Origin of the sequence: Nocardia sp. NPDC056564 (assembly GCF_042793755.1) — a bacterium.
GTDB lineage: Bacteria > Actinomycetota > Actinomycetes > Mycobacteriales > Mycobacteriaceae > Nocardia.
On sequence record NZ_JBHTUR010000026.1, the window covers coordinates 32,723 to 59,245 of the forward strand.

At 67.2% G+C, this 26,523-nt stretch carries 20 protein-coding genes; 7 read left to right on the plus strand and 13 right to left on the minus strand.

What is annotated here, in order from left to right; all coding sequences use genetic code 11:
• Nucleotides 1-7: 7 nt before the first annotated feature.
• The 3 genes from ACFQ9K_RS40085 to ACFQ9K_RS40095 form a co-directional block, all read right to left on the minus strand.
• Nucleotides 8-2,947: an FAD-binding and (Fe-S)-binding domain-containing protein gene (locus ACFQ9K_RS40085; RefSeq protein WP_378719545.1), complete on the minus strand. Its 2,940-nt coding sequence runs from the start codon at nt 2,945-2,947 to the stop codon at nt 8-10.
• Nucleotides 2,948-3,019: 72 nt separating this feature from the next.
• On the minus strand, nt 3,020-4,372 hold the full coding sequence (locus ACFQ9K_RS40090) for an MFS transporter (protein WP_378719543.1): 1,353 nt from the start codon (nt 4,370-4,372) through the stop codon (nt 3,020-3,022).
• Between the two features lie 298 nt (nt 4,373-4,670).
• On the minus strand, nt 4,671-5,837 hold the full coding sequence (locus tag ACFQ9K_RS40095; protein ID WP_378719541.1) for a pyridoxal-phosphate-dependent aminotransferase family protein: 1,167 nt from the start codon (nt 5,835-5,837) through the stop codon (nt 4,671-4,673).
• A gap of 100 nt (nt 5,838-5,937) precedes the next feature.
• Between ACFQ9K_RS40095 and ACFQ9K_RS40100 the strand changes: the two genes are divergently transcribed.
• Complete coding sequence (locus ACFQ9K_RS40100) at nt 5,938-6,666, plus strand: IclR family transcriptional regulator (protein ID WP_378719539.1); 729 nt, start codon at nt 5,938-5,940, stop codon at nt 6,664-6,666.
• Nucleotides 6,667-8,234: 1,568 nt separating this feature from the next.
• Here ACFQ9K_RS40100 and ACFQ9K_RS40105 read toward each other — a convergent pair.
• Genes ACFQ9K_RS40105 through ACFQ9K_RS40120 form a run of 4 tightly spaced genes read right to left on the minus strand, consistent with a single transcriptional unit; the run spans nt 8,235 to nt 12,932 of the window.
• Nucleotides 8,235-9,401: a glycerate kinase gene (locus ACFQ9K_RS40105; RefSeq protein ID WP_378984365.1), complete on the minus strand. Its 1,167-nt coding sequence runs from the start codon at nt 9,399-9,401 to the stop codon at nt 8,235-8,237.
• Nucleotides 9,402-9,408: 7 nt separating this feature from the next.
• Entirely contained in the window at nt 9,409-11,184 is a 1,776-nt protein-coding gene (gene gcl / locus ACFQ9K_RS40110; RefSeq protein WP_378984368.1) for a glyoxylate carboligase, read from the minus strand.
• A gap of 2 nt (nt 11,185-11,186) precedes the next feature.
• Nucleotides 11,187-12,077 carry a 2-hydroxy-3-oxopropionate reductase gene (locus ACFQ9K_RS40115; protein ID WP_378717411.1) on the minus strand — a complete coding sequence of 297 codons (891 nt, stop codon included), beginning with the start codon at nt 12,075-12,077 and terminating at the stop codon, nt 11,187-11,189.
• Nucleotides 12,078-12,110: 33 nt separating this feature from the next.
• Nucleotides 12,111-12,932 carry a hydroxypyruvate isomerase family protein gene (locus tag ACFQ9K_RS40120; RefSeq protein WP_378717409.1) on the minus strand — a complete coding sequence of 274 codons (822 nt, stop codon included), beginning with the start codon at nt 12,930-12,932 and terminating at the stop codon, nt 12,111-12,113.
• Between the two features lie 145 nt (nt 12,933-13,077).
• Here ACFQ9K_RS40120 and ACFQ9K_RS40125 point away from each other — a divergent pair, with 145 nt between their 5' ends.
• Nucleotides 13,078-13,842, plus strand: a complete 765-nt coding sequence (locus ACFQ9K_RS40125) for an IclR family transcriptional regulator (protein WP_378717408.1) — start codon at nt 13,078-13,080, stop codon at nt 13,840-13,842.
• A 30-nt stretch (nt 13,843-13,872) separates the two neighbouring features.
• On the opposite strand, the gene ACFQ9K_RS40130 is transcribed toward ACFQ9K_RS40125, so the two are convergent.
• The 3 genes from ACFQ9K_RS40130 to ACFQ9K_RS40140 all read right to left on the minus strand — a co-directional run bounded on the left by ACFQ9K_RS40130 (nt 13,873) and on the right by ACFQ9K_RS40140 (nt 18,237).
• On the minus strand, nt 13,873-16,692 hold the full coding sequence (locus ACFQ9K_RS40130) for a P-loop NTPase fold protein (RefSeq protein WP_378717407.1): 2,820 nt from the start codon (nt 16,690-16,692) through the stop codon (nt 13,873-13,875).
• Between the two features lie 82 nt (nt 16,693-16,774).
• Nucleotides 16,775-17,308 carry a DUF3145 domain-containing protein gene (locus tag ACFQ9K_RS40135; protein ID WP_150406344.1) on the minus strand — a complete coding sequence of 178 codons (534 nt, stop codon included), beginning with the start codon at nt 17,306-17,308 and terminating at the stop codon, nt 16,775-16,777.
• A gap of 95 nt (nt 17,309-17,403) precedes the next feature.
• A complete protein-coding gene (locus tag ACFQ9K_RS40140) occupies nt 17,404-18,237 on the minus strand; it encodes a serine hydrolase domain-containing protein (protein ID WP_378717405.1) in 834 nt (277 codons plus the stop codon).
• Nucleotides 18,238-18,279: 42 nt separating this feature from the next.
• On the opposite strand from ACFQ9K_RS40140, the gene ACFQ9K_RS40145 reads away from it, so the two are divergent.
• The 4 genes from ACFQ9K_RS40145 to ACFQ9K_RS40160 all read left to right on the plus strand — a co-directional run bounded on the left by ACFQ9K_RS40145 (nt 18,280) and on the right by ACFQ9K_RS40160 (nt 21,162).
• Nucleotides 18,280-19,473 carry a serine hydrolase domain-containing protein gene (locus tag ACFQ9K_RS40145; RefSeq protein ID WP_378717404.1) on the plus strand — a complete coding sequence of 398 codons (1,194 nt, stop codon included), beginning with the start codon at nt 18,280-18,282 and terminating at the stop codon, nt 19,471-19,473.
• A gap of 28 nt (nt 19,474-19,501) precedes the next feature.
• Entirely contained in the window at nt 19,502-19,993 is a 492-nt protein-coding gene (locus ACFQ9K_RS40150; protein WP_378717403.1) for a GNAT family N-acetyltransferase, read from the plus strand.
• A gap of 85 nt (nt 19,994-20,078) precedes the next feature.
• Nucleotides 20,079-20,426: a DUF1801 domain-containing protein gene (locus tag ACFQ9K_RS40155; RefSeq protein WP_364728650.1), complete on the plus strand. Its 348-nt coding sequence runs from the start codon at nt 20,079-20,081 to the stop codon at nt 20,424-20,426.
• Between the two features lie 88 nt (nt 20,427-20,514).
• Entirely contained in the window at nt 20,515-21,162 is a 648-nt protein-coding gene (locus tag ACFQ9K_RS40160; RefSeq protein ID WP_378717402.1) for a peroxiredoxin-like family protein, read from the plus strand.
• Nucleotides 21,163-21,193: 31 nt separating this feature from the next.
• On the opposite strand, the gene ACFQ9K_RS40165 is transcribed toward ACFQ9K_RS40160, so the two are convergent.
• From ACFQ9K_RS40165 to ACFQ9K_RS40175, 3 genes are all read right to left on the minus strand, one after another.
• A complete protein-coding gene (locus tag ACFQ9K_RS40165) occupies nt 21,194-22,324 on the minus strand; it encodes an NDMA-dependent alcohol dehydrogenase (protein ID WP_378717401.1) in 1,131 nt (376 codons plus the stop codon).
• A 145-nt stretch (nt 22,325-22,469) separates the two neighbouring features.
• Nucleotides 22,470-23,000, minus strand: a complete 531-nt coding sequence (locus ACFQ9K_RS40170) for a DinB family protein (protein ID WP_378717400.1) — start codon at nt 22,998-23,000, stop codon at nt 22,470-22,472.
• A gap of 71 nt (nt 23,001-23,071) precedes the next feature.
• Entirely contained in the window at nt 23,072-24,127 is a 1,056-nt protein-coding gene (locus ACFQ9K_RS40175) for a phosphotransferase family protein (protein ID WP_378717398.1), read from the minus strand.
• A gap of 89 nt (nt 24,128-24,216) precedes the next feature.
• Between ACFQ9K_RS40175 and pabB the strand changes: the two genes are divergently transcribed.
• Complete coding sequence (pabB, locus tag ACFQ9K_RS40180; RefSeq protein ID WP_378717397.1) at nt 24,217-26,457, plus strand: aminodeoxychorismate synthase component I; 2,241 nt, start codon at nt 24,217-24,219, stop codon at nt 26,455-26,457.
• Nucleotides 26,458-26,523: the final 66 nt, after the last annotated feature.

A 26,523-nucleotide genomic window follows, 5' to 3' on the forward strand; every position in this document is an offset into this window, starting at 1 on the left:
GACTCTCCTATTCGGACCCGGCCAGCGCCGCACGCACCAGCTCGACGGGATGCCACGCGGTTCGCCCCGCGCCGTGAAAGATCTGCTGGCGGCAGGACACGCCGGTCGCGGCCACGATGGTGTCCTCCGGTTCCGCGGCGAGGGCTGGGAAAAGCCGGTCGCCGCCTACGGCCATCGATGTTTCGTAGTGCTCGGATTCGAATCCGAAGGAACCCGCCATCCCACAACATCCGGAGTTGATCTCCATGACCTGCACACCCGGAATCCGGCGCAGCAGAGCCATGGTGGCCGCCGTTCCGACCTCCGCCTTCTGGTGGCAATGACCATGGAACACAATGCGCCGGCCCGCGAGCGAGGAATCCGCGCGCAGCGTCAGCCGTCCCGCGTCGATCGCCTCGACGAGCAGTTCCTCCACCTGCCTGACCCGCTCCGCGACCGCACGCACCGCCGTCGAATCCGGCAGCAGCGCAGCATGTTCGTCGCGCAGCATGAACAAACACGACGGCTCGCAGCCGACGATCGGCGAACCGGGTTCGGTGTCCTCGGTCAGCGAACGGACCAGCGTCGACGCCTTCTTCTTCGCATCGTCGAGCAACCCCTTGGACATGCTCGACCGCCCGCAGCACCCACCACTGGCCAGCTCGACCCGCCACCCGGAACGCTCGAGCAATTCGATTGCCGCAGCACCGATATGCGGCTCGGTGAACGTGGTGAACGAGTCGGCGAGCCAATTGACCGTGCCCAGCGGGGCCTGACCGACGATGACGTCGCGACGACGGAACCAACGAAGCAGGTTGACTCGCTGGAACACCGGCAGCGGGCGGGCGGCGGTGATGCCGAGCGTGCGGTCCATCATCCGGCGCGCGAATCCGTTGCGCCCCGGCAGATTCGACAAGGGGGCGGTCGCCGAACCGATCCGATTGAGCAGCCTGATCGCCCCGAAAGCCCTTGATCGCAAGGGTGTTCCGTGTATCTGATGATGATGCGCGAGCGTCTCGGCCTTGAGCGACGCTATATCCACGCTCATCGGGCACTCGCTCTTACACGCCTTGCACATCAAGCACAGATCGAGAATCTCGTGCAACCGCTCATCACCGAGCGCGGCGTGCGGATCGGGCTCGGACAACGCCTTCACCAGCGCATTCGCCCGCCCGCGGGTGGCATGCTCCTCGTTCTTGGTCGCGATGTACGACGGGCACATCACCCCCGAGGCCGACTTACGGCACAACCCGATGTTCATGCACCGGTCCGCTGCGCCCCGCATCCCGCCGATCACTTCGAAGGTCAACGCCGTCGTCAGCGGCGGTGCGGGCGGCAACGCGTCACGGTCGCGCAGGTTGTCGGTCATCGGTGGCGCGTCGACGATCTTGCCCGGATTCATGATGTTGCCAGGATCGAAGAGCCGCTTGACCTTTCGCATCGCCTCGTACAGTTCAGCACCGAAGATCTCCCGGTTGAACTCGCTGCGCGCGAGACCGTCACCGTGCTCGCTGGAGTTCACCCCGCCGTACTCCGCGACGAGATCCTTGACCGCCTCGGCGACCGTGCGCATCGTGATCACCTGGTCCGGGTCGGTCAGATCGACGAACGGGCGGATGTGCAGGCAGCCGACCGAGCAGTGCCCGTAGAACCCCGCCTCCAGCTCGTGCTCGTCCAGAATCTCCTTGAACCGCTTGGTGTATTCGGCCAAATGTGCCGGATCGACGGCGGTGTCCTCCACGAACGCGAGCGGCCGCCGGGTGCCCTCCCCCGCCGCCATCAGCAGCCCGAGACTGGACTTGCGCACCTTGAGCAGCGCGGTCTGATCGGCGGGGGTGATCGCCCGTAGCGTGTGATATCCGTGCCCATTCTGCCGCCACAGCAGCTCGAGCCGGTCCAGATCGGCGATCAACCGCTCCTCGTCGTCCCCGCTGAACGAAACGAAAAGCAGCGCACCGGGATCGCCGACGAGGATGGTGCCGAGCTCGGCGTACTCGATCTTCTGCCGGGACAATTCCAGGATGGTCCGGTCCATCAGCTCGACCTGGTGCGGTTCGCAGCTCAGCGCGTCCGCGGTCGCCGCGATGGCGCTCACGGTATCGGTGAAGTGCCCCACCGCGTACACCGTGCGGGCCGGCTTGGGCACCAGGTCGACCAGCGCGTGCGTAGCGACCACCAGCGTGCCTTCCGCACCGACGACGAATTTCGCCAGATCGAACGGCTTGTCCGCGCCGAAGCCCAGCAGCCGGTCGAGCCGGTAGCCGCAGGCGCGCCGCCAGAACGCAGGCATCCCCGCCCTGATCGCCGCCTCCTCGGCGATGACCAACTCCGGAAGTGCCCGGTAGAGATGCCCTTCCAGCGTCTGCGCGGTGGCCCGCCGTTGTCGTTCGATCTCGTCGACGGGTTCCAATCTGGCCCGCGACCCATCGGAGAGCACCACATCCAGGGCACGCACATGATCGATCGTCATGCCGTAGGTCCTGGAACCGCTTCCGGCGGAATTGTTTCCGATCATCCCACCGATGGTGGCCCGGTTACTGGTCGAGGTGTCCGGGCCGAACATCAAACCGTGCGCGGCCGCGGCCTGGTTGAGCTGGTCCTGCACCACGCCGACCTCCACCAGCGCGGTGCGCGCCTCGGGATCGATCGACACGATCCGGTTCATGTACCGCGAAAGGTCCAGCACCAGACCGGGACCGACGGTCTGCCCGGCCAGGCTGGTGCCTGCGCCGCGCGCCACGATCGGCACGCCGTGTTCACCGGCGGCCCGCACCGCAGCGGCGACATCGTCGGCGTGCCGCGGAAATACCACGCCCAGTGGGGTTATCGAGTACATGCTCGCGTCGCGCGAGAAGAGGTGCCTGCTGTAATCGTCGAAGGCGACCTCGCCGTCCATCGTCGCGCGAAGCGCGTGTTCCAGCCGTTCGGCGACGGTCGATAGCTCGGGGTCGGTCGTGGATTGGTTCATGAGAGTCCTTCTGGTTGGCGATTCCGACAGCCAGGGCGGCCGATCCGTCCTGCGAATCGGCCGCCACGGCGGTTAGCCGAGCGGCGCGGGGTCCGTCGCCGGATGTGCGTCCGTCTTGACCGATTTCGAGATGACCACCGGTTTCGCCTCCGGCAGAACCGGTTTCGGCTCCGGCGGCGCGCCCTCCTGACTCGTGGCCGCGCGCAACTTCTTTCGCAAGGTCAGGACGAGCAAACCGGCGACGCCGAAGATCCCACCGAAGAACGCCTGCGTGAGCGCGTACCCGCCACCGCTGAGATCGCTGAGCCAGCCACCGATATAGGGCCCGAAGAAGCTGCCCAGATTGCCCACCCCGTTGATGAGTCCCAAACCCGCGCCGGCCGCGGCGGCCGGAACCAGCTTGGTGACCGTCGCCCAGAACGGCCCATACCAGGCGATCGACGCCGCCGTGCCCAGGATCATCGCCCCGAGCACCACCCACTTCTGTTGCGGTGAAACAAGACTCGCGCCGCCGAGGATGATGGCCGCCGACCCGAGCACCAGGGCCATGTGCGCGATGTGCCCGCCGCGCCGGTCCACCGAACGGCCGACGAGAATGATCGCGATACCCGCCGCGATCTGCGGCAGCATGGCGACCAGCCCCACCTTCAAATCGGTGTGGAACGCCTTCTTGAGCACGCTGGGCAGCCACAGCGTGAGCCCGAGCAGGCCCATCTGCGTACAGGTGTAGATCAGCGCGAAATGCCACACGATCTTGCTCTTGAACGCGGCTTTGAACGTTCCGTGATGCTCGAGCGGCTCGCCCTCCTCGAGCCGGGAACGCTCGATATAGTCCCGCTCGGCCGTCGACAGCCAACCCGCTTTGGCCGGTGTATCGCGGACCACGGCCAGCCAGGCGATGAGCCCGACAACCAGCGGAGCACCGCCCTGAATGATGAACATCCAGCGCCAGTCGAAGTAGGTCAGGATGATGCCGGAGAACGGGGCCGCGACGATCGCCGCGATCGGGGTGTACAGCTTGAAAATCGCGTAGGCCCGGCCGCGTTCGGCGAACGGGAACCAGGAGCGGATGGTCGCCATCAGGGCGGGCTGCACCCCGCCCTCGGCCACCCCGAGCAGGAAACGCGCGATCAACAGCTGACCGACGGAATTGGTGACGCCCTGCGCCATCGCGGCCACGCTCCACAGCACCATCAGGATCGCGATCCACTGTCTGGCACTCCATCTTTCGGCCATGTATCCGCCGGGAATCTGCAGCAGCAGGTAACCCCAGAAGAAGATGCCGCTGGCCAGACCCTGCTGGGCTTTGGTGAGCCCCATGTCGGTCTCGAGGTGCGGCAGCGCGAAACTGATGTTGGTTCGGTCGATATAACAGATGACGTAGATGAAGACGACGACCGGCAGAATATAGGTCCACCGTTTCATTTCGGACAGGCGCCGGACTGGGGAAGTTCGCTGAGACAACGACCTACCTCCTCGTAGGTTGCCGGCGAAAAGCGCCGGCGTATTGCGGATCCCGGCTCGTGGCGGAGCATCGGGAGAGTCACTCGGGGCGGAGCATCGAGGGGTCGAGATCAGGAGGCCGGTATCGCGGTGCGGCGCCGATCTGGCGGATCTGTCATTGCGGCCCAGCGCCATTGGCGGGCGGGGGCGTACGACTTGCTCAGCGGGAGCGATCGAATTCAGTGGGGATGGGCTGTATCCGGTTGCACCGGAGGGTAATTCACTCGGCGCGCAGCACCGACAGTGCGGCTTGCAAGCCGTTGGGGTCGACGCTCACGCCGGCCAGTTCGAGACCCATCTGCACGCCGGAGAGGGTGCCGGCCAGGGTCAGGTCGTTCAGGTCGCCGAGATGTCCGATCCGGAACACCCGCCCGGACAGCTTGCCGAGACCGGTGCCGAGCGACATGTCGAAGCGGTCCAGGATGATTCGGCGCACCTTGTCCGCGTCGTGTTCCGCGCCGAGCAGCACGGCGGTCAGCGAACTGGAGTACTCGCGCTGGTTCACGCACAGCACCTCGAGGCCCCAGCCGCGGACGGCGGCCCTGGTGGCCGCGGCGTGGCGGTCGTGCCGGGCGAAGACGTTGCGCAGTCCCTCTTCTTCGAGGAGTAGCAGCGCTTCGCGGAGGCCGTAGAGGAGGTTGGTGGCTGGGGTGTACGGGTAGAAGCCGTGCTCGTTGGCGTCGAGGATCGGCGTCCAGTCCCAGTAGGACTTGGTCAGCCGGGCCGTCGGTGCGAGCGCGAGCGCCTTGTCGCTGATCGCGTTGAAGCCCAAGCCCGGTGGCAGCATGAGCCCCTTCTGCGAGCAGCCGACCGTGACGTCGACACCCCAGTCGTCGTGCCGGTAGTCGATCGATCCCAGCGACGAGATCGTGTCGACCAGCAGCAGCGCGGGATGATCGGCCTCGTCGATGGCGGCCCGGATTTCCGGGATGCGGCTGGTGACGCCGGTCGAGGTCTCGTTGTGCACGACCATCACCGCCGCGATGCCGTGGCCCTGGTCGGCGGCCAGCCGCTCGGCGACGACCGCGGGATCGACGCCGCGGCGCCAATCACCCGGCACGAAGTCGACCACCAGACCGAGACGCTGCGCCATGTCGCGCCACAGGCTGGCGAAGTGACCGGTTTCGAAGGCGAGGACGCGATCGCCGGGCGAGAGGGTGTTGACCAGCGCCGCCTCCCATGCGCCGGTGCCGGACGAGGGATAGATGACGACCGGGCCGCCGGTGCCGAACACCGGTTTCACCCGTTCGCGCAGGTCGAGGGCGAGTTCGGCGAAATCCGGCCCGCGGTGGTCGATGGTCGGTTGCGCGATCGCGCGCAGCACTCGGTCCGGGACATTGGTCGGGCCGGGGATTTGCAGGAAATGCCGTCCACTGTGAGCGGTCATTGCTTCGGTTCCATTCCGTGCCGTGATATGGCACACTGTGCCGTGAAAAGGTGCAGCAAGGGTAGGGATGTGTGATGAAGGAGTCAATACCTTGCGAAACGTGCTGAATACGCTCCGAGTGCTGGAAGAGGTCGCGGCGCGGCAGCCGATCGGCGTCGGCGAGCTGGCGCGGGTGCTGGAGATGCCCAAGAGTTCGGTGCAGCGGGCGCTGGTCACCCTCGATGAGGCGGGGTGGATCCGGCCCGCGTCCGGCGAGGTCACGCGGTGGGTGTTGACCACGAAGGCGCTGGCGGTCGGCAGCCGGGCCGGCGGGGACCTCGGACTGCGCGGGGTCGCCCTGCCGATCATGGAGAACCTGCGGCGGCAGACCGAGGAAACCATTCACCTGACCGTGCCCGAGGACAGCCGGATGGTGCTGATCGAGCGGCTGGAAACCGACAAACCCGTGCGCACCAACATGGCACTCGGCCACTCCCTCCCCATGCACGCCTCCGCCAACGGCAAAGCCGTTCTCGCACACAGCAACCCGGAGTTCGTCCGCCAGCTGCTCAGCGCCGAACTACCGCGCTACACCGACACCACCGTCACCGATCCAGACGAACTACGCGCCGAACTGGCCGTGATCCGCGAAACGGGATACGCCGTGAACCGCGGCGAATGGCGCTCCGACGTAGGCGCGGTCGCCGCAGTCGTCCTGGGCGACAACGGAAAACCCGTAGCCAGCCTCAGCGTCAACATCCCCTTCAGCCGCCTCACAGCCGAAACCGAACCAACCTTCGGCACCGCGGTAAACGCAGCCGCCACCACCCTCACCACCCGCCTCACCTAACCCGCACCCCCACCCCCGTACGCACATCCGGTCGGCGAGTCAGGTTGCGCGGCAACAGCACTCGTGCATCGGTTACCGCAGCACCAGCAGGCAGATGGCCAGACCCGACTACCAACGACGTGATCTCACCAGCCCACGATCGCCCCTTACCGAGCGGCACCGCTGATCAATCAGACACTCAGCCTGATCCCGCTCGGCGTACCGCCACGCGCGGAACGGGACCACACCGAGACAAATGCCGAGTGACACCTCCATCACGTCCCGTTCCAGAAACCACCCACCGAACGGGACCGGGCCGAGACCGGGCTCGAGTAGACGCTCTGCCCGCCTCCATTCGGTATACCGTCACAAGCCAAGCGGAATCAGACTGCGGCATATATCCAATGCTCGCTACGCCAAGTCCCACTTCACGAACCGCCGCACTCCGCACGGGACCCCGCTGAGCCAAACGCCGAGTAGACGCTCCACCAAGTCCCACCCCAAGCACCCCCGCACGCCGAGCGGGACCACACTGAAGCGAATGTCGAGTACACGCTCGGCCAGGTCCCGTTCGGTATACCGTTACAAGCCAAGCCGAATCAGCTGCGGCATATATCCAATGGCCGCTCCGCCAAGTCCCACTTCACGAACCACCGCACTCCGCAACGGACCCGCTGAGCCAAACGCCGAGAGACCGCTCCACCAAGCCCCACCCCAAGCACCCCAGCACACCGAGCGGGACCACACTGAGACGAATGTCGAGTACACGCTCGGCCAGGTCCCGTTCGGGTACTGCCGGGCGCCGAGTGGGACCAGGTGGCCGCTCCGCCAGGTCCCATCCGAAACCATCACGCGCCGAATGGGACACGGCGGAGTAATCAGGAACAGACATTCGGCGCCGCCTTCCAGAGATGGCCGCGCGCCAAATACGACCAGGCCGAGGCAAACGCCGAGTATGCACTCCGCAAGGTCCCCTTCGATGTACCACCACACGCTGAACGGGACCAGGTGGCCACTACGCCAGGTCCCATCCGAAACCATCACGCGCCGAATGGGACACGGCGGAGTAATCAGGAACAGACATTCGTCGCCGCCTTCCAGAGATCGCCGCGCGCCGAATACGACCAGGCCGAGGCAAACGCCGAGTACACACTCCGCCAGGACCCCTTCGATGTACCACCACGCGCTCAACGGGACCACACCGAGACAAACGCCGAGTACACACTCCGCCAAGTCCCCTTCGAGGCACGACCGCACGCTGAACGGGACCACACCGAGACAAACGCCGAGTACACACTCCGCCAAGTCCCCTTCGAGGCACCACCGCACGCTGAACGGGACCGGGCTGAGGCAAACGCCGAGTATGCGCTCGGCCAGGTCTCTTTGGGGTACCACCGCACGCTGGGTAGGCCAGGCTGAGGCAAATGTCGGGTAGGTGCTCCGGCGGGTCGCGGTGGGGGTACGGCTGCGCGTCTAGTGGGGTTGTGCTGGGTGGGTGGGGTGGGGGTGCCGGTCGAGTCTGCAGGTGGGCGGCGGTGGGCGCAGAGCGGGATCAGGGTTGGGGGGCAGTCGGCCGGAGGGGTTGGCGCTTAGGGAGTTTGGTGGTTTGGCGGTGGGGGTGGGGGGATTGCTGTTTGGGGTAGGTGGTGGGTGGCGATGTGGGTGCCTAGGTGTTTCAGGAGGGTTTTGCCCTCGGTGAAGCAGCGGGTGATGTCGGGTTCTATTGATGACAGGGAGTAGGCGGCGGTGAAGCCGGCGGCGTGTAATCGGGGTTGGGCGAGGGTGTTTTGGCCGCAGACCGCTATTACGGGGATGGCTGCCGCCTGGGCGGCGGTGGCGACGCCGGCGGGGGCCTTGCCGTGCAGGGTTTGTTCGTCGAGGGTGCCTTCGCCGGTTATGACCAGGTCTGTGTTGGACAGATGGTTGGCGAAATCGGCTAGGTTCAGTATCAATTCGATGCCGGGGACCAGCGTGGCATCGAGTATCGCCAGGGCGGCGAAGCCTACTCCGCCGGCCGCGCCCGCGCCGGCGGTGTCTCGGCGGTCGGCACCGGTGGTTGCGGCGACGGTGTCGGCCCAGTGGGTCAGTGCGGTGTCGAGGATGGATACCTGGGCGGCGTCGGCGCCCTTTTGTGGGCCGTAAACGGTTGCCGCGCCGCGTGGTCCGGTGAGTGGGTTGTCTACATCGCAGGCGACGGTGATCTCGACTTCGGCCAGTCGTCTGCGTAGTGCGGTCAGATCTATCGTTGCCAGTTCGGCCAAAGCAGCACCGCCGTCGCCGATTTCGAGGCCGTCGGCGTCGAGTAGCCGGGCGCCGAGAGCGCGCACCAGTCCGGCGCCGCCGTCGGTGCCTGCGCTGCCGCCGATGCCGAGCACCACCCAGCGGCAGCCCGCGTCGACGGCCGCGGCGATCACCTCCCCGGTCCCCCGGCTGGTCGCCGACATGGGGGCGAATTCGCCGCCGGGCAGGCGGAGCAAGCCGGAGACGTCCGCCAGCTCTACGACGGCGAGATCGTCGCGCCTCGCGTAGGCGGTGTCGACCGGTTCGCCGGTCGGCCCCGTGGCGACCACCGGTACCGCCTCGAAACCCGCCGCCAGCGCGGCGGCTACCGTACCGTCGCCACCGTCCGCGACCGGGACGACGGTCACCGACGCATGCGGCAGGACCTGCCGAATGCCCGCCGCGACGGCGGCGCCGACCTGGGCGGCGGTCATCGAACCCTTGAACTTGTCGGGTGCGATGAGAACTCGGGTCATCGCTACCTCAGTCCAGCAGTGCGGTCGCGGTGGGGGCGTCCGCGGCGGTTTGGGCCAGCTCCTCGAATTCGACGATATTGTCGATCTCCAAGCCCATGGACACGTTGGTGACGCGTTCGAGGATGCATTCCACGACCACCGGCACCCGGTGCTCGACCATCAGCTTCTTGGCGTCCTCCAGAGCCTGGCCGATGTGTTCGGGCTCGAAGACGCGGATCGCCTTGCAGCCCAGCCCTTCCGCCACCTTCACGTGGTCGACGCCGTACCCGCCGACCTCGGGGCTGTTGATGTTGTCGAAATCGAGCTGCACGTAATAGTCCATGCTGAACGCGCGTTGCGCCTGACGGATCAGACCCAGATACGAGTTGTTCACCAGCACATGGATATACGGAATGCCGAACTGCGCCCCGACCGCCAATTCCTCGATGAGGAACTGGAAGTCGTAGTCACCCGACAACGCGACCACCGTGGCGTCCGGGACCGCGGTCGCCACCCCCAGCGCCGCGGGCAAGGTCCAGCCCAGCGGCCCCGCCTGCCCAGCATTGATCCAATGCCGCGGCCGGTAGACATGCAACAGCTGCGACGCCTGGATCTGCGAGAGACCGATCGTGCTGACATAACGGACATCCGGCCCGAACGCCCTGTTCATCTCCTCATAGACCCGCTGCGGCTTGATCGGCACATTATCGAAATGAGTCTTACGCTGCCCGAGCTGCTTTCGCGCACGCACCTGCCCCGCCCAATCGGACCGATCACGCAACCTACCCGCCCCCGCGAGCTCCCGAGCGACCTCGATGAACACCCTCAGCGCCGCACCCGCATCGGAAGTAATACCGAAATCCGGCGCGAAGACCCGCCCGATCTGCGTCGGCTCGATATCGACATGCACAAACGTGCGGTCCTTGGTGTAGGTCTCCACCCCACCGGTATGCCGGTTAGCCCACCGATTACCGATACCAACAACGAAATCGGACTCCAGCATCGTCGCGTTCCCATACCGGTGCGAGGTCTGCAAACCGACCATCCCCGCATGCAACGGATGATCGTCGGGAATCGTGCCCCACCCCATCAACGTCGGCACCACCGGAACACCGGTCAGCTCAGCGAACTCGACCAGCAGACCCGCAGCATCAGCATTCACGATGCCACCACCCGCCACCAGCAGCGGCCGCTCGGCCGCGTTCAACATCGCGACAGCCTTTTCCGCCTGCGCCCGAGTCGCCGCCGGGCGATGCACCTGCAACGGCTCGTAAGTCTCGATGTCGAACTCGATCTCGGCCAGCTGCACATCGATCGGCAAATCAATCAACACCGGACCCGGCCGACCCTCACGCATCAACCGGAACGCCTTCTGGAAGGTGCCCGGCACCTGCGCAGGCTCCAGAACCGTCACCGCCCACTTCGCCACCGGTCCAGCGATCGAGGCGATATCGACAGCCTGGAAATCCTCCTTGTGCAACTTGGCCACCGGCGCCTGCCCCGTAATGCACAGGATCGGAATCGAATCAGCACTGGCCGAATACAACCCAGTGATCATGTCCGTACCCGCAGGACCCGACGTGCCGACGCACACGCCGATGTTGCCCGCGGTGGCGCGGGTATACCCCTCAGCCATATGCGAAGCAGCCTCGACATGACGAGCCAGCACATGCTTGATCCCACCATGGGCCCGCATCGCGCTATAGAACGGATTGATCGCCGCCCCCGGCAACCCGAACGCCTGCGTCGCGCCCTCCTTCTCGAGAATCAACACCGCAGCATCGACCGTACGCATCCGTGCCATCGTCAGTTCTCCTTGTCCGCGCGCCCACTCAGGCGCTCCACCCCGCGCAGCAGGGCACTGTGGTCGAGTCCGCCGTCACCGATCGCCTTGGCGGAGGCCATCAACTGCTCGACCAGCGAGCCGATCGGCACCACCACCCCGGCCTCGCGCGCGGCGGCGGTCACGATGCCCATGTCCTTGTGGTGCAGGTCGATTCGGAATCCGGGCGGGAAGGAACGGGACAGCATGTTGCCCTGCTTCTGGTCCAGCACCTTCGAACCGGCCAGTCCGCCACCGAGCACGCGCAGGGCCGCCTCGGTGTCGACGCCGTATGCCTCGAGGAAGATCACGGCCTCGGCGAGCGCCTCGATGTTGGCGGCGACGATCAGCTGGTTGGCCGCCTTCACGGTCTGCCCCGAACCGCTGGGCCCCACGTGCACCACGGTTTTGCCGACGACATCGAAGATCGGTTTCGCCGCTTCGAAATCCGCGACGGCACCGCCGACCATGATGGACAACGCGGCGTCGATCGCGCCCTGCTCCCCGCCGGAGACCGGCGCGTCCAACATCCGGAAGCCCCGTGCGACAGCCTGTTTCGCGAGCTCGACGGTGACATCGGGCCGGATACTGGAGAAGTCGATGATCAGCGCCCCCGGCTCCGCGCTGTCGAACACCCCCTTCTCGCCGGCCAGCACGGCCTTGACATCGGGCGAATCAGGCACCATCACACAGATCACCTCGGCGCGGTGCACCGCGTCGGCGATCGAGGTGGCGGCGCGACCGCCCGCTTCGACCAGCGGTGCGGCCTTGGCGACGGTGCGGTTGTAGGCGGTCACGTCGTGGCCCGCTTCGGCCAGGTGGACGGCCATCGGGCTGCCCATGATGCCCAGGCCGAGGAAAGCGATAGTGGTCATCTGTAATCCCTGAAGTCGTTCGCCGACAATGATTTACGTGGTCGCTCGGCGCTCGCGCGGCAGCCAGTCGAAGCTGTCGGCGGAGGCCGCGGACGGTTTGTACTCGAGTCCGACCCAGCCGCCATAGCCGCGGGTCTCGAGTTCGGCGAGCTGGCGAGGCAAGGGGAGTTCGCCGGTGCCGGGTTGATTCCGGCCGGGGCTGTCGGCGATCTGCACGTGCGCGATGCGGGCGGTGTGCTCGGCGATGACCTTGTCGACGTCGTCGCCGTTGACCGCGAGGTGGTACAGGTCCGCGAGCAGTCCGATGTTCGTCGCGCCAGTCGATGTCTGCACGCGATCGATGACCGCGAGCGCGTCGGCGGCGGTCCGCAGCGGGTAGCGATCCGCACCGCTCACCGGCTCGATCAGCACGGTGCCGTCGATGCGGGCGGCGGCTTCGGCTGCGCGAGTGAGGTTTTCGATCGCCAGCTCGTCCTGCTCGGCGGCGGTGTCCGCGCCGGTCCGATTGCCGTAGAGCGCGTTGAACGCCCGGCAGCCGAGGCGCTCGCCGATGCCGATGGTGACGTCGATGTTGTCGCGGAACTCCGCGGAGCGGGCGGGCCAGGACAGCAGCCCGCGGTCGCCGCCCGGCATGTCGCCGGCGGCGAAGTTCAAGCCCACCAACGACACTCCGGCCTCTTCGACAGCGGTGACGAAGGCATCGACCTCCTTGTCGCCGGGAACCGCGCGATCGAACGGCCACCAGAACTCGACCGCGTCGAATCCGGCCTGCCGCACCGCCGCCGGGCGCTCGAGCAGGGGCAGCTCGGTGAACAGGATCGAGCAGTTGACCTCGTATCGGAGCGAATGACTCATGGATCCCTCCAGATCTAATTCCACAATGCGGAAAAACTATTCTGTTATACGGAATATCTTAGGAGCAGGCCCTGACCTGGTCAAGGAACGTTCCGCCCGGTCACCGCCGGTAGGCTTCCACCATCCGGAAACATGGAGGCAGGCAGTGACCGCAGCGAACGAAACCAAGGGACGCACCGGCGGCGTCCAGTCGATCGAGCGGGCGTTCGGACTGCTCGAGACCATGGCCGACGAGGGCGGGATGATGGGGCTCTCGCAGCTCGCCACCGCCTCCGGCCTGCCGCTGCCCACCATCCATCGCCTGGTGCGCACGCTCGTCGACCTCGGCTATCTCCGGCAGGAGCCGTCACGCCAATACGTCCTCGGCCCGAAGCTGATCAAACTCGGCGAAAGCTCCGCGCACATGCTCGGCCTGCGGGCCCGCCCGCACCTCGCCCGCCTCGTCGACGAACTCGGCGAATCCGCCAATATGGCCATGCTCGACGGCGACCAGATCGTCTACGTCGCCCAGGTCCCATCCCGCCATTCGATGCGCATGTTCACCGAGGTCGGCCGCCGGGTCCTCCCCCACTGCACCGCAGTGGGCAAAGCCCTGCTCGCCGGCATGCCCCTCGAGCGCACCCGAGACCTATTGCAGCGCAACGGAATGCCCCGCTACACCGAACACACCATCACCGACCCCGAAGAATTCGCCCGCCAACTAGAGACCGCGGCCCGCAACGGCTACGCCATCGACGACGGCGAGCAAGAGCTGGGCGTGCGCTGCGTAGCCGTCGCCGTCCCGCAAGCCCCCGCCCACCTCGCCATCTCCATCTCCGGCCCCGTAGGCCGCATGTCCGAACAACTGGTGGACCGAGCCGTCCCCCTCCTCACCGAAGTAAGCGAGGCTCTCTCCACCGATCTTCGCTGAACGAGCCAACGCTCGGATACCCCGCGCAGATCAGACTGCCGGAGGCTGGGCGGGTGTCCGAGGGGTCTCGGTGGTCATGAGGACGTAGGAGAAGCGGCGGATTCGGGGGAGCCAGGCCTGGAGGACGGACAGGTCTTGGAGGTCGATGGTTTCGGCGAGTTTGGTCAAGCCACGGTGGAGGCGGATCCAGTGTGGGAGTTGGGGATTCGGGAACTGGCCGACTACCCGGTTGGACCAGGTCGAGTCCGTGCGGCGGGGCTCCAGGTCGCGGACGAACCGGGACCAGGGGGTGTGCGGCGGGCGGGCGGCGATTCCGCCTTCGAGGCCGCCGGCGGGATCCGGTGGGGTGTCGAGGACGCCGCCGAGCAGGCGGGCGTGGGCGGTGAGCAGGCCGAGAAGCAGGATTACGGCCTGGTATTCGCCGGGGTCGCCGTCGGTGCCGAGGAAGCGGGAGGCGTCGGAGAGGTCACGGGTGGCACGCACCATGCGATAGAGATTGAACAGGCGTTTGGCTTCGCGTGGGGTCTCGATCAGGAGGTCGAGCGAAGTCAGCAGGGCCAGTTCGGGTTCGGTGAGTGGTCTCGGCGGCACCGGGACGCCCCTGGGCTGGGTGTCGACCTCCGAGCCCGGCTCGATGATGGTGAACCCACCCTCGTTGTATACCCGGTTCGCGGAATCGGGCAAGGGTTGTCGACGGGTATTCGCCTGGGTCGCTACTTGTTCGGCCGACGCGGCGGAAGCAGCCTGGTCCTGATCGATCGATCTGAGCAGTCTGCCGAGACTTCCTTCGGACATGACGGGCAGCGCCAGCGGGATATTGAGGATCTTCTCCAGGTAATCCTCGGGCGTATGCCAATCATCGGCCATATCCCCGGCGATTCCGTCGTGCAGCAGGTCCGCGTACTGACTGCGCAGCGAACGCAGCAACCACCGCGGGTCGACGCCGACCACGACCACGAATAACTTGAATGCCAGTAAGAGATGAACCGCTTGCAAGACGGCGACCACCTGATCCGGACGGCAGCGATCGAGATCGTCTATGTACAAAACGATTCGGTCCGCAGGGCGTTGGGTACCAGCCCATTCCTCCGGATTCGCGCGCCATTCCTCCATCAGCTGCACGAGTTGCGCGAGGTCCTTACGGATTGTCGAAACCAGGCCCAGATTTCCGGAGTAGGAATCGCCTTGCGCGCGGTCGGCGAGGAACGAGTACAGCCGTCTGCCCGGCGCTAGCTGCGCCAGCTGCCTGCCGAGCTCGCCGACATGCGCGACGACGTCGTCGAGTTGCGCCTGGGCGACCCGCTGTTCGGCCTCGGCCGTGCGCAATTCGGCGAGCTTGTCGGCCAGTTCCTCGACGGCCGAGCCCCTGGTCGCCTGGCTGAGCTGGGACTGCACGTCCTCGGTGATCTCGCGCAGGTTCCGCAGTCCCTCGCGGGTGCGGGCGAGCAGCCCGATCCCCACGCTGCCGAACACCGTCACCGAGGCGAGGACCGGGGCCGCCCACTCCCGGACCACCGGGGCCACCAGCGCCACCACCGCGCCGACCAGCAGCAGCACCACCGCGACCGCCAGCGAGCGCCGCCCCCAGCGTTCATACGACCCGCGCCGCAGCCCGTCCGCCTCGGTCAGCGTGCCGTGCAGCTGCGCGGTGAACAGCCGGGCCTGCTCCACCTGATCGTCCACGCCCAGTTGACTCCACAGCCGACCGACGCGGCTGCCGAACACCGGCGAGGCCCGCAGCGCCGTCATGAAATCGCCCGCCGTGGTTCTGCGCTCGGCGATCGCCCGGTCCACGGTGGCCTGTAGCCGGGCCGCGGTCAGCCCGGCCTGCTCCGTCACGAATTCCAGTTGATCTCGCTGGTCGAGCCGCTCGGCCAGCTCGGAGCGAATCTGCTTCGCGTGCTCCTTCGGGTCGACGGCGGGACCGGCGAGTTGCCGGAAGATCTCGTCGCCGAGACTCGCCCACAGGTTGGTATCCGCGTAATGCCATGCGTTGAAACCGATTTGCGCCACCTGGCCGCAGTATCGGTTGCCGTCGGATCCGGCGAGCAGGGTGACCCTGTCGCGCAGCATCGCCATGAAAGTGCTCTTGCCCGAGCCCCATTCACCGAAGATGCCGATGGAAAGCGGCAACGGCGTTGCCTTGTCGGCGATTACGGTCGCCAGCATGCTGACGTACGGGGCGAAGCCCAGTTGGTCGCTGGAGAGCGGGAGTCCTTCGTTGGGGTCCACGAGATCACGGGTGGTCCCGCCGGCCAGTTCCGATCCGCTCTGTTGCAGATAGCGGGTGAACTCGCGATTGATCAGTTCCTCGTCTTCGCTTGTCCGGCATACGAAGACGAGGAAAGCCGGGCGCCCGCTCCGCAGCGCCTGCACCGCGTCGAGGACGGCGGGCACGAGGACGGCCGCGATGCCGTCCGCGGGCTCGGCCATGGCACCGGTGCCGAGCAGCGGGAAGCCGAGCGCCCGCGACCCGCTCGCCGCCGCCGCAGCGACGGCGCTCTTGGCGACGAGTCGCAAGGAACCGTCGGTGATTTCGCCGAAGTCACCGACCTGATCGCGCGGTGTGGCCAGGATCGCCCGCCGCAGATGCGTGGCGAAACTCGACGATTCCCCGGTCAATTCCAGTACGGCCGGAGCGTCGGCGCGGATTTCGCCGAACCGAATGGAATTCCACGCCGCGTCCGGGAACCGGCCTTCCAGCGCCCGCCCCAGGTTTCCGAGGCTGCTGCCCAGCGACACCACGATCGTGTCGATCTCCAGGTCCCACGGCCGACTCGTCCGCGCGACCGAACACAGCACATCGCCGATCACCCCGAGCGCGATTCCGGACGGGACCTCGCCAGCCACGTGCACCCCCTGCCGGCCTGCGTCTACTAGGCCGAAAAGGATTGTAGTGCAATAGACATCGACGAAGCCGGGGGTTGCGGGACTAACCTACGTCCCGCCGCAACCAGGTCACCTCGGCCCCGGATTCGGTCCCGTAGCGGTAGATCTCCAGATCCTCGTCCCACGGCGTCCCGAGCGCCCGATCGATCTCGGCGGCCAGGTCGTAGGTGTTGTACTTCCCGAGCTCCCCCGCGGCCTGCAACATGGCCCGCAGTCGCATTTCACCGAGGGTGACGTCGCCGTTGGCACTCGTCGAACCGTGCCAGAGCCCGAGGCCGGGCACGAAGCAGTACCGTTCGCCGTCGACTCCCTCACTGGGATCCTCGGTCACCTCGAACCGCAGCACCGGCCAGGAGCGCAGGGATTGGGCGATGCGGGCGGCCGTGCCGACCGGGCCCAGCCATTCGCTGGTCGCGCGCAGTTGGCCGTCGGCGGGTTGCGCGGTCCAGCGCAGCTTGGCGGTCGAGCCGAGAGCGGAGGCGAGCGCCCATTCGACGTGCGGGCACACCGCAGCGGGCGACGAGTGGATGTACACCACACCCGCCGTCACGTCCGCGAACTGACTCGATGCGCGCACTACTAACACCTCCAGCGTCGACGGGGGACGTCTTCCCCAACGAGCCCGTCTGCTGGTGTTGCCTGAGTGTACTGGAGTGCCCGATGTTACGTGTGTTACTTCACCGCCGTGTTGCGTGGGAGTGTCGCCTCCGCAATAACGGCATCGCTGAGGGGCGGCCAGGCCGCTCTCGCCCAGTCGCCGAAATTCTGGTCGGTCAATACGAGACACGCCAACGACGACGCGGGGTCAACCCACAGAAAAGTGCCCGATTGCCCGAAATGCCCATACGTTTCCCCCGAATTGGCGCTACCCGTCCAATGCGGAGTCTTCCCGTCCCGAATCTCGAAACCCAGACCCCAGTCATTGGGGCGCTGCGACCCGTAACCCGGCAGCACCCCATTGAGCCCGGGGAATTGGACGGAGGTCGCCTCGGCGTGGGTCTGCGCGGAGATCAATCGCGGGTCCAGCAATTCCGCCGCGAAACGCGTCAGATCGGCGGCGGTGGACCGGCCGGCATGACCGGCGGGCCCGGCCAGAACCGAACCTTTCATGCCGAGTGGCTCGAACACCGCGTCGTGCAGATATTCGTCGAACGCGATCCCGGTCTGTTCGGTGACAAATCGCGCGAGCACCTCGAATCCGGCGCTGGAGTAGATGCGGCGGGTGCCGGGCGCGGCCTGGATCTCGGTGGTGTCGAACGCGAGTCCGGAGGTGTGCGCGAGCAGGTGCCGCACGGTCGAGCCGGGCGGGCCCGCGGGCTGGTCGAGTTCGACCGCCCCCTCCTCCACCGCGACGAGCACCGCGTAGGCCACCAGCGGCTTGGTCACCGACGCCAGCGGGAACACCCGATCGAGGTCGCCCTCGGTCACCGTCTCCCCGTCCCGGACGACGACCGCGGCCGCCGCGTGCCGAACCGGCCATTCCCTGATCTGCTCGAGTGCACCCACTCAGCGAGCGTACGAGAAGAACGCCGTTACCATCGAATGACCATGAGTGAAAAGCTGACGATCCACGGTGCGGTCGAGCCCGGCTTCGGGCCCGTCGCCGACGCCTTCCGGCGCAATTTCGCCCAGCACGGCGAGATCGGCGCCGCGGTCGCGGTGTACGCCGGCGATCGGCCGGTGGTGGATCTGTGGGCCGGTCATCGCGATCGGCGCCGGACGCTGCCGTGGGAACGGGACACGATCGTCCCGGTGTTCTCCTCGACGAAGGGGCTGGCGGCGTTCACCGTCGCGTCGGCGGTATCGAAGGGGCTGCTCGATTACGCGGAGCCGGTGGCGAAGTACTGGCCGGAGTTCGCCGCGCACGGCAAGGGCGCGGTGACCGTGCGGCAGCTGATCGACCATCAGGCGGGGCTGTCCGGCCTCGATTCGGTGGTGCGGCTGAGTCAGATAGCGGACCTGGACGGGCTCGCGCCGATCCTGGCCGGGCAGAAGCCCGCGTGGAAGCCGGGCACCCGGCACGGCTATCACGCGATCACCCTCGGCCTCTACCAGGGCGAGCTGCTGCGCCGGGTCGACCCGCAGCGGCGCACGCTCGGGCGAATCTTCGCCGAGGACATCGCGAAACCGCTCGGCCTGGATTTCTTCATCGGCCTGCCCGCCGAGCAGAGTCTGGAACGCATCGCCACCATGGCCGCCACCCGCGGGTTGGACGCGCTGCGGTACGAGCGTGATTTCCCGCTGCGCATCGGCGCCGAGATCGCCGCCAAGCGCGGGTTCGCCTATGCGGCCCTGAGCAATCCGCGCACCGGCAGTCCGGCGCGGGCGACGAGACGCGAATTCCTCGAGGTAGAGCTGCCCGGTTCCAACGGTGTCGGCAACGCCCGATCGCTGGCCCGCGTCTACGGCGCCGCCGCCGGGCGTACGGGCGTCCTGCCGATCGACGACGCCCTGCTCGACCGGCTGGCCGCCGCGGACACCGCCGACGACGTGCCCGCCGGAGATCTGGTGCTGCACATCAAGACTCGCTATCACCTTGGCTTCCGCAAGTCCGGCGGAGAGTTCCGCTTCGGCTCGGACAAGCGCGCCTACGGCACCACCGGCCTCGGCGGCTCCTTCGGATTCGCCGACCCGACAACGGGTCTCGGCTTCGGCTACACGATGAACCGCCTCGGCCTCGCCGTCCTGGACGACGTCCGCAGCCGCAACCTCCGCGAAGCCCTGCTGCGCAGCGCGGGCTAATTACTCAGTGCCACACAAAGATCCTCGCATGGGCACCTGGACCGTCACCCGAGAAGCCTTCGACTCCCCGGCCGCCACCCTGCTGTGGCGCGCCTATTACACCGAGGTGAGCGACCGCTGGTATCAGCTGCACGAAGGCCGCGCGACCGACCCGGCGGAACTCGAACACGGCGTCGCCGCGACGACCGGGGCCGAATTCACGCCGCCGCGCGGCGTACTGCTGGTCGCTCGATATGCGGGTGAACCCGCCGGAACGGCCGGAGTCCATCTGATCGATGACACCACCGCGGAACTGAACCGCATGTTCGTCCTCCCCGCCATGCGTGGAAGGGGCGGGGCGCAGCTCCTCGGCGCCGCCGCCGAACAGCACGCCCGCGCCCTGGGCGCCGCGCGAATCGTCCTCGACACCCGCCGCGACCTGGTCGAGGCCCGAGCCCTGTATGCCCGGCTCGGATACGCGGAGTCGCCACCACACAACGAGCGGATGTACGCCGAGTGCTGGTACCAGAAGAAGCTGTGACCGAACGGCAGTCCTGCTTACACTGACGATGCTCCACCCGCTTCAGCGATTCGAATCACCACCGAGCACGGAATCGAGGGACCTCGTGGCAGAGCAGCCCACCACCGTCGACACATACATCGCCGCGTTTCCCGAAGACGTGCGCGGCATCCTCGAGGAAATCCGGCACACCATTCAGCGCGCCCTGCCGGAGGCGACCGAGGCGATCAGCTACGACATTCCCACCTTCAAGGTGAACGGCCACAACACCGTCCACTTCGCCGGCTGGAAAAAGCACATCAGCGTTTATCCGATCCCGGACGGCGACAAAGCCTTCAACCGCGCCGTCGAACCCTATCGAGCGGGCAAGGGAACGCTGAAGTTCCCGCTGACCAAGCCGATCCCCTACGACCTCATCGCGCAGATCGCGACCACCCTCGCCGCCCGCTCCTGAGCGCCCACAACAACTGGGTCTACGCCGCCATCGCGCTGGGCGGCATGATGATCGACGTCTCGATGTCGATCAACGGTGAGGGTTCGTGATGTCAAGTGGTCGCTATGGGTACGACCGGCTCCCGCCGATCCGGGACCGCCTGATCGAGATCGACCGAGCGATCGCCGAACTCAGCCAGACCCACATTCGCAATGCCGTGATCACCACGGAGAACTCGGTCCCGCTGGGCTACACCGTGCCCCCGTTCGCCACGGTCGACGACGCCGGTCGGCGGGTCACGCTCGACGACATCGTCGCGAACGGCCTCGCCGTGCTGATCTTCTACCGGGGCGCCTGGTCGCAGCGCTGCACCGAAGGTCTGCGCCGATACGAACGCGAACTGCTGCCCGAACTGTCCCGGCGCGGCGTGCGACTGGTGGCGATCAGTCCCCAACTGCCCGACGGATCGCAGTACACCAGGGTATTGAACAACCTGACCTTCCCGCTGCTGACCGACGCGGGCAACGTGATCGCCCGCACGCTCGGCATCGCCCACTTCGCGGACCCGAGCACCATGGACGCGATCGAGCGGGCCGGTTACGCGGTCGGTAATCGCAATCCCGACGGCGAGTGGGAACTCCCCCATCCGAGCACGCTCATCCTCGACCAGAACCGCGCGGTGCGTTTCATCGACGTCCGGGTCGAGGGCCTGCCGCCCACCCACCCCAAAGACCTTCTGGCCGAACTGCATTCGTGACCTGGCCGAGCCAGGTCACGAACACGCTCGACTACCAGTCGGCCTCGGTGTACTTGATGATGCCGCGAATGTTCTTGCCGTCCAGCATGTCCTGGTAGCCCTGGTTGATTTCCTCGAGCGCGTAGGTGCGGGTCACCATGTCGTCGAGATTGAGCTGACCGGCCTTGTACAGGCGGAGCAGGTTGGGAGCGTCCTGACGCGCGTTGCCGCCGCCGAAGATGGTGCCCTTCACCGTCTTCTGCAGCATGGACAGCAGGAAGCTGTTCATCTTCACATCGCCCGCGTCCATCCGGCCCATCGAGGTGACCACGAGCGTGCCCGCCTTGGCGGTGAGGATCAGGCCCTCTTCGACGTAGTCGCCGTGCATTTCGCCCATGGTGAGGATGACCTTCTCGGCCATCCGGCCCTCGGTGGCCTCCATCAGCGGCATGATCGCGGCGGCCATGCTCTCGTAGGTGTGCGTGGCGCCGAACTTCTGCGCCTGCTCGCGCTTCCACGGATTCGGGTCGATGGCAACGACTTTCGAGGCTCCGGAGAGCACCGCGCCCTGCAGCGCGCTCATGCCGACGCCGCCGATGCCCGCGATCACCACGGTCTCGCCGGGCTCGACCTGCGCGACGTGGGTGGCGGAGCCGAAGCCGGTGGGCACGCCGCAGCCGACCAGGCAGGCCACCTCGAACGGGATGCTCGGGTCGATCTTGACCACCGAGGTGTGGTGCACCGTCATGTACGGCGAGAACGTGCCGAGCAGGCACATCGGGATGACGTTCTCCCCGCGCGCCTGGATCCGGTAGGTGCCGTCGCTGATCGCCTGGCCCATCAGCAGGCCCGCGCCCAGGTCACACAGCGCCATGTTGCCGCTCACGCAGGACGGACAGCGCCCGCACGCGGGAATGAACGACAGGATGACGTGGTCGCCCACGGCCAGGTCGGCGGGGCAGTTCGGCCCGAGCTTGGTGATCACGCCCGCGCCCTCGTGCCCGCCCATCACCGGGAACGCGGGCATCGGCGTCGCGCCGGTCACGATGTGATGATCAGAGTGACACATGCCGGCCGTTTCCAGCCGGATCTGCACCTCGCCGGAGACCGGATCGCCGACCTCGATCTCTTCTACCGACCATGGTTGGTCGATCCCCCACAGGATCGCGCCCTTCGTCTTCATTCCTGTCGACCCTCTCGCATGCACGTGCTTATATGTGACTGCACCCACACTAAGCCAAAAGTGGAACGCGTTCTAGTACCGGGTTGGAAATTAACCGGTATCGGCACTCGAGAGTTCGGAACACGTTCTAGTCTTGCGCCGGATGTCAGCCGTGCACGTCGTGCACGTGATGGACCAGATCGTGGATGAAGTAGAGCGCGAACGAGTCGACGGTGAAGTCCGCGCCGTCGCTGCGCTCCCCGCGCAGGCCGCGCCGCTCCGGCGGAACGGACTCGAACGCGCGCGCGATCGTCTCGGCCGCGCCGGCGAGTTCGGCGGCCACCTGCGCCGGGTCCTGTAGGTCGTAGCGGTCGGCCACGGCCGTCTCGTCCTGATCCCAGTTCGCGAAGCGCGGGACCGTGCCGTCCGGCGTGCCGCCCAGGATCTGCGCGAGGCGGTGGTCGAAGAGGCGGCACACGTCACGGACGTGCGCGCCGTACTCCAGCGGCGACCAGGTCGCGTCGTCCGGGCGGACCCGGGCATCGGGGCGGGCCAGCACGTCGGCGAACCGCGTCGCGGTATCCCTGGCCAGTGCGGGCACATCCGCGTAGCCGGTCGCGGCGGGGTCGAAACCACAATCGGCACAGGCGCGTTCGAGCACCCAGGTCCAGTTCTTCACATCAGGAACGATCGGCATGCGGCAAACTTAACCTGGCCGAATATCAGCAACCACGGATATTCAGTCAACTGTCGGCAACATCCCGACAATCACTCCATCAATCGGTGCGCGCGCTCGAACAGCTCCAGCGTGATCGCGTGCAGGAAGTCACCGACCTGCTTGGGCGCCTTGCCGGCGAAGGCGCGGGCGTGCGTGCCCTCCAGCACGATGCCGAGCTTGAAGCAGGCCAGCACGGTGTACCAGGGGACCGCACTGAGGTCGCGGTCGGAGAACTGCCCGTAGTGCGCCACCATCTCCTCCGGCGTCGGCAGCCCGCCCGCGGCGCCGAGCTTGCCCACCAGCGCGGCACCGGTGGTGCCCGGCTCCGGCCGGGTCGCGATCTGCCAGCCCAGATCGAGCAGCGGATCGCCGATGGTGGACATCTCCCAGTCGACCATCGCCGCGACCTGCGGTCCGTCGTAGGCGAACATCATGTTCGCGAGGTGGCAGTCGCCGTGCAGGATGCCGGGCGTCCACTGCGCGGGCCGGTTGCGGTCCAGCCATTCGCCGGTCCGCTCGACGCCGGGGATCTGCGGGCCCGGATAGCCCTCGTTGGCGGAGTACGACTCGAGCTCGCCGAGCCAGCGCGGGACCTGCCGTTCCAGGAAGCCGTCCGGCTTGCCGTAGTCGGCCAGCCCGAGGGCTTGATAGTCGAGCGCGCCGAGCCGGGCGATCGCCTCGACCGCGGACAGGCCCATCGCCTTGCGCACGGCCGGATCGCCCGCGTGCAGCTCCGGCAGCTCGTTGGCCGGATTGAAGCCGTCGATCGGCTCCATCAGGTAGAAGACGGCGCCGATCACCGAGTCGTCGGGGCAGGCCGCGATCACCCGCGGCGCGCGCACGTCGGTGCCGTTGATCGCGGCGAGCAGGCGGGCCTCGCGACGGATCACGTCGTTGCTCTTGGCCCGCAGATGCTTCGGGCCACGGCGCAGCACGTAGTCCGCGCCGCCCCGGCCGAACCGCAGCATGACGTTCTGCGTCCCGCCGCCCAGGGCGGTCACATCCTCGAATTCCCCTGCGGGCAAGCCCTGCTCATCCATCCACTTGCCGACGAGGGCGAAATCGACGAGTGCCGGATCGACGCCGACTGGTTGCGCAACAGACATGTCCCACATTGTGCACCACCGGTCGAACCGAACTGAGGGCACTAGACAACAGTTGGGCCCAACCTGGGCGGCGTAGGGTTTCGGGCACCATGCGCACGTTGTTGATCGACAATTACGACTCGTTCACCTATAACCTGTATCAGCTGATCAGCGAGGTGAACGGCATCGAGCCGACCGTCGTGCGCAACGACGAGGCCGGCGAGCTGGAACTGGCCCGCTTCGACAACATCGTCATCTCCCCCGGACCCGGTCGGCCGGACGTCGCCCGCGATGTCGGCATCTCGGCCGCGGTGATCCGCGAGACGGACCTGCCGCTGCTCGGCGTGTGCCTCGGGCACCAGGGCATCGTGGTCGCCGCGGGCGGGGCCGTCTCCGTCGCGCCGGCCGCGCGGCACGGCTATCTGGACCGGATCGAGCACGACGATCGGGACCTGTTCGCGGGCCTGCCCCAGGGCTTCACCGCCGTGCGCTACCACTCGCTGGCCGCCGAGCAGCCGCTGCCGGACTGCCTGGAGGTCACCGCGACGGCCGCCGACGGGGTGATCATGGGGGTGCGGCATCGCACCCGGCCGCAGTGGGGCGTGCAGTTCCATCCCGAGTCGATCGCCAGCGAGTACGGCGCCGCGCTGCTGCGCAACTTCGCGAAACTCACTGCCGCACATCGGGCCCTGGCGACCGGGCGGGAGACCGCCGCGCGGCGAGCGGATCCGGTGACGATGCGGCTGCGGCCGGTCACCCTCGCGCAATCACCGTCCGCGACAACCCGATCCACCACCTCGACGTTGACTCACGAGCAGTTCCCCGCGCTGGTCGAGCAATTCGGCGCGCTGGGCGGCGACCTGCTGACCGGCGCGGCACGACCCGACATCCTGGATCGCTACGGCGGCGCGCCGCGGCAGTGGCAGCTCCAGCACGCGGTGATCGACCGGGCGATCGACACCGAGAGCGCGTTCGTGCGGCTGTACGGCAACTCCCCCACCGCGTTCTGGCTCGACAGCGAGCATGTGGAGCCGGGGCTGGATCGGTTCTCGTTCCTGGGTGACGCGAGCGGGCCGCTGGCCGAGGTGGTGCGCTACCGGATCGGCACGGGTGCGGTGACCGTCGAATCGTCCGACGGGAATCGGCGCGTCGTCGCCGGTGGGGTCCTGGACTATCTGGCCGCCGAGTTGCGCCTGCGCCGGCTCGAACTGCCCGATCTGCCTTTCGATTTCGCGGGCGGGTACGTCGGTTACCTGGGGTACGAGGTGAAGGCCGACTGCGGCGGCCGGACCACCCACCGGGCACCGACTTCGGACGCGCAGTGGATCTTCGCCGACCGGATCGTGGTGGTCGATCACGTCGGCGGCCGCACTCACCTACTGTCCCTGACGGATTCGACGGCGGACTCGCTGCGCGCGGGCGCGGACTGGCTGCGCGACACCGGCGAAACCCTGGAAACCCTTCCCACCTGGGCGAATCCGCCCACCCTCGAGGTGCCGTCGGACGGCGAGGCGGTCGAACCACTGCTCACCCGCGGCCGCGAACGCTACCTCGCCGACATCGCCATCTGCCGGGAACGGTTGCTGGCCGGTGAATCCTATGAAATCTGCCTCACCGACAGCGTGACCGTGCCCGCCGTCGAGGACGGCGGCCTCGACTTCTACCGCACGCTCCGGCGCTGCAATCCGGCCCCGTACGCGGCCTTCCTGCGCTTCGACGACCTCGAAATCGCCTGCTCCTCACCGGAACGCTTCCTGAAGGTCGACCGGAGCCGCACGGTGGAGAGCAAGCCGATCAAGGGCACCGCCGCGCGCGGCGGCACGCCCGCCGAGGACGAACGGCTGGCCCGCGAACTGGCCGACAGCCCGAAGACCAGGGCCGAGAACCTGATGATCGTCGACCTGCTGCGCAACGATCTCGGCCGGGTCTGCGAGATCGGCAGCGTGCACGTGCCGAAGCTGATGGCCATCGAGTCGTACATGACGATGCACCAGCTGGTGTCCACCGTGCGCGGCACGCTGCGCCCCGGCGTTGGCGTGATCGACTGCCTGCGTGCGTGTTTCCCCGGCGGCTCGATGACCGGCGCGCCGAAGCTGCGCACCATGGAGATCATCGACGAGCTGGAGACCGAGGCGCGCGGCGTCTACTCGGGCACCATCGGCTTCCTCGGGCTCGGCGGCACCGCCGACCTCAATATCGTCATCCGCACGGCGGTGCGCTACGCCGGTCGCTGGCGCATCGGCGCGGGCGGGGCGATCGTGCTCGACTCCGACGCCGAGGACGAGTACCACGAGATGGCGCTGAAGGCCGCCGCCACACTGCGCGCGGCGACGGATCGCATCGCGCGCTGACGCGGGAAACTCCGCCGATATCCGGTGCGGCCCGCCGATCGGAGGGGTCGGCGAGTTCGGCGTGTC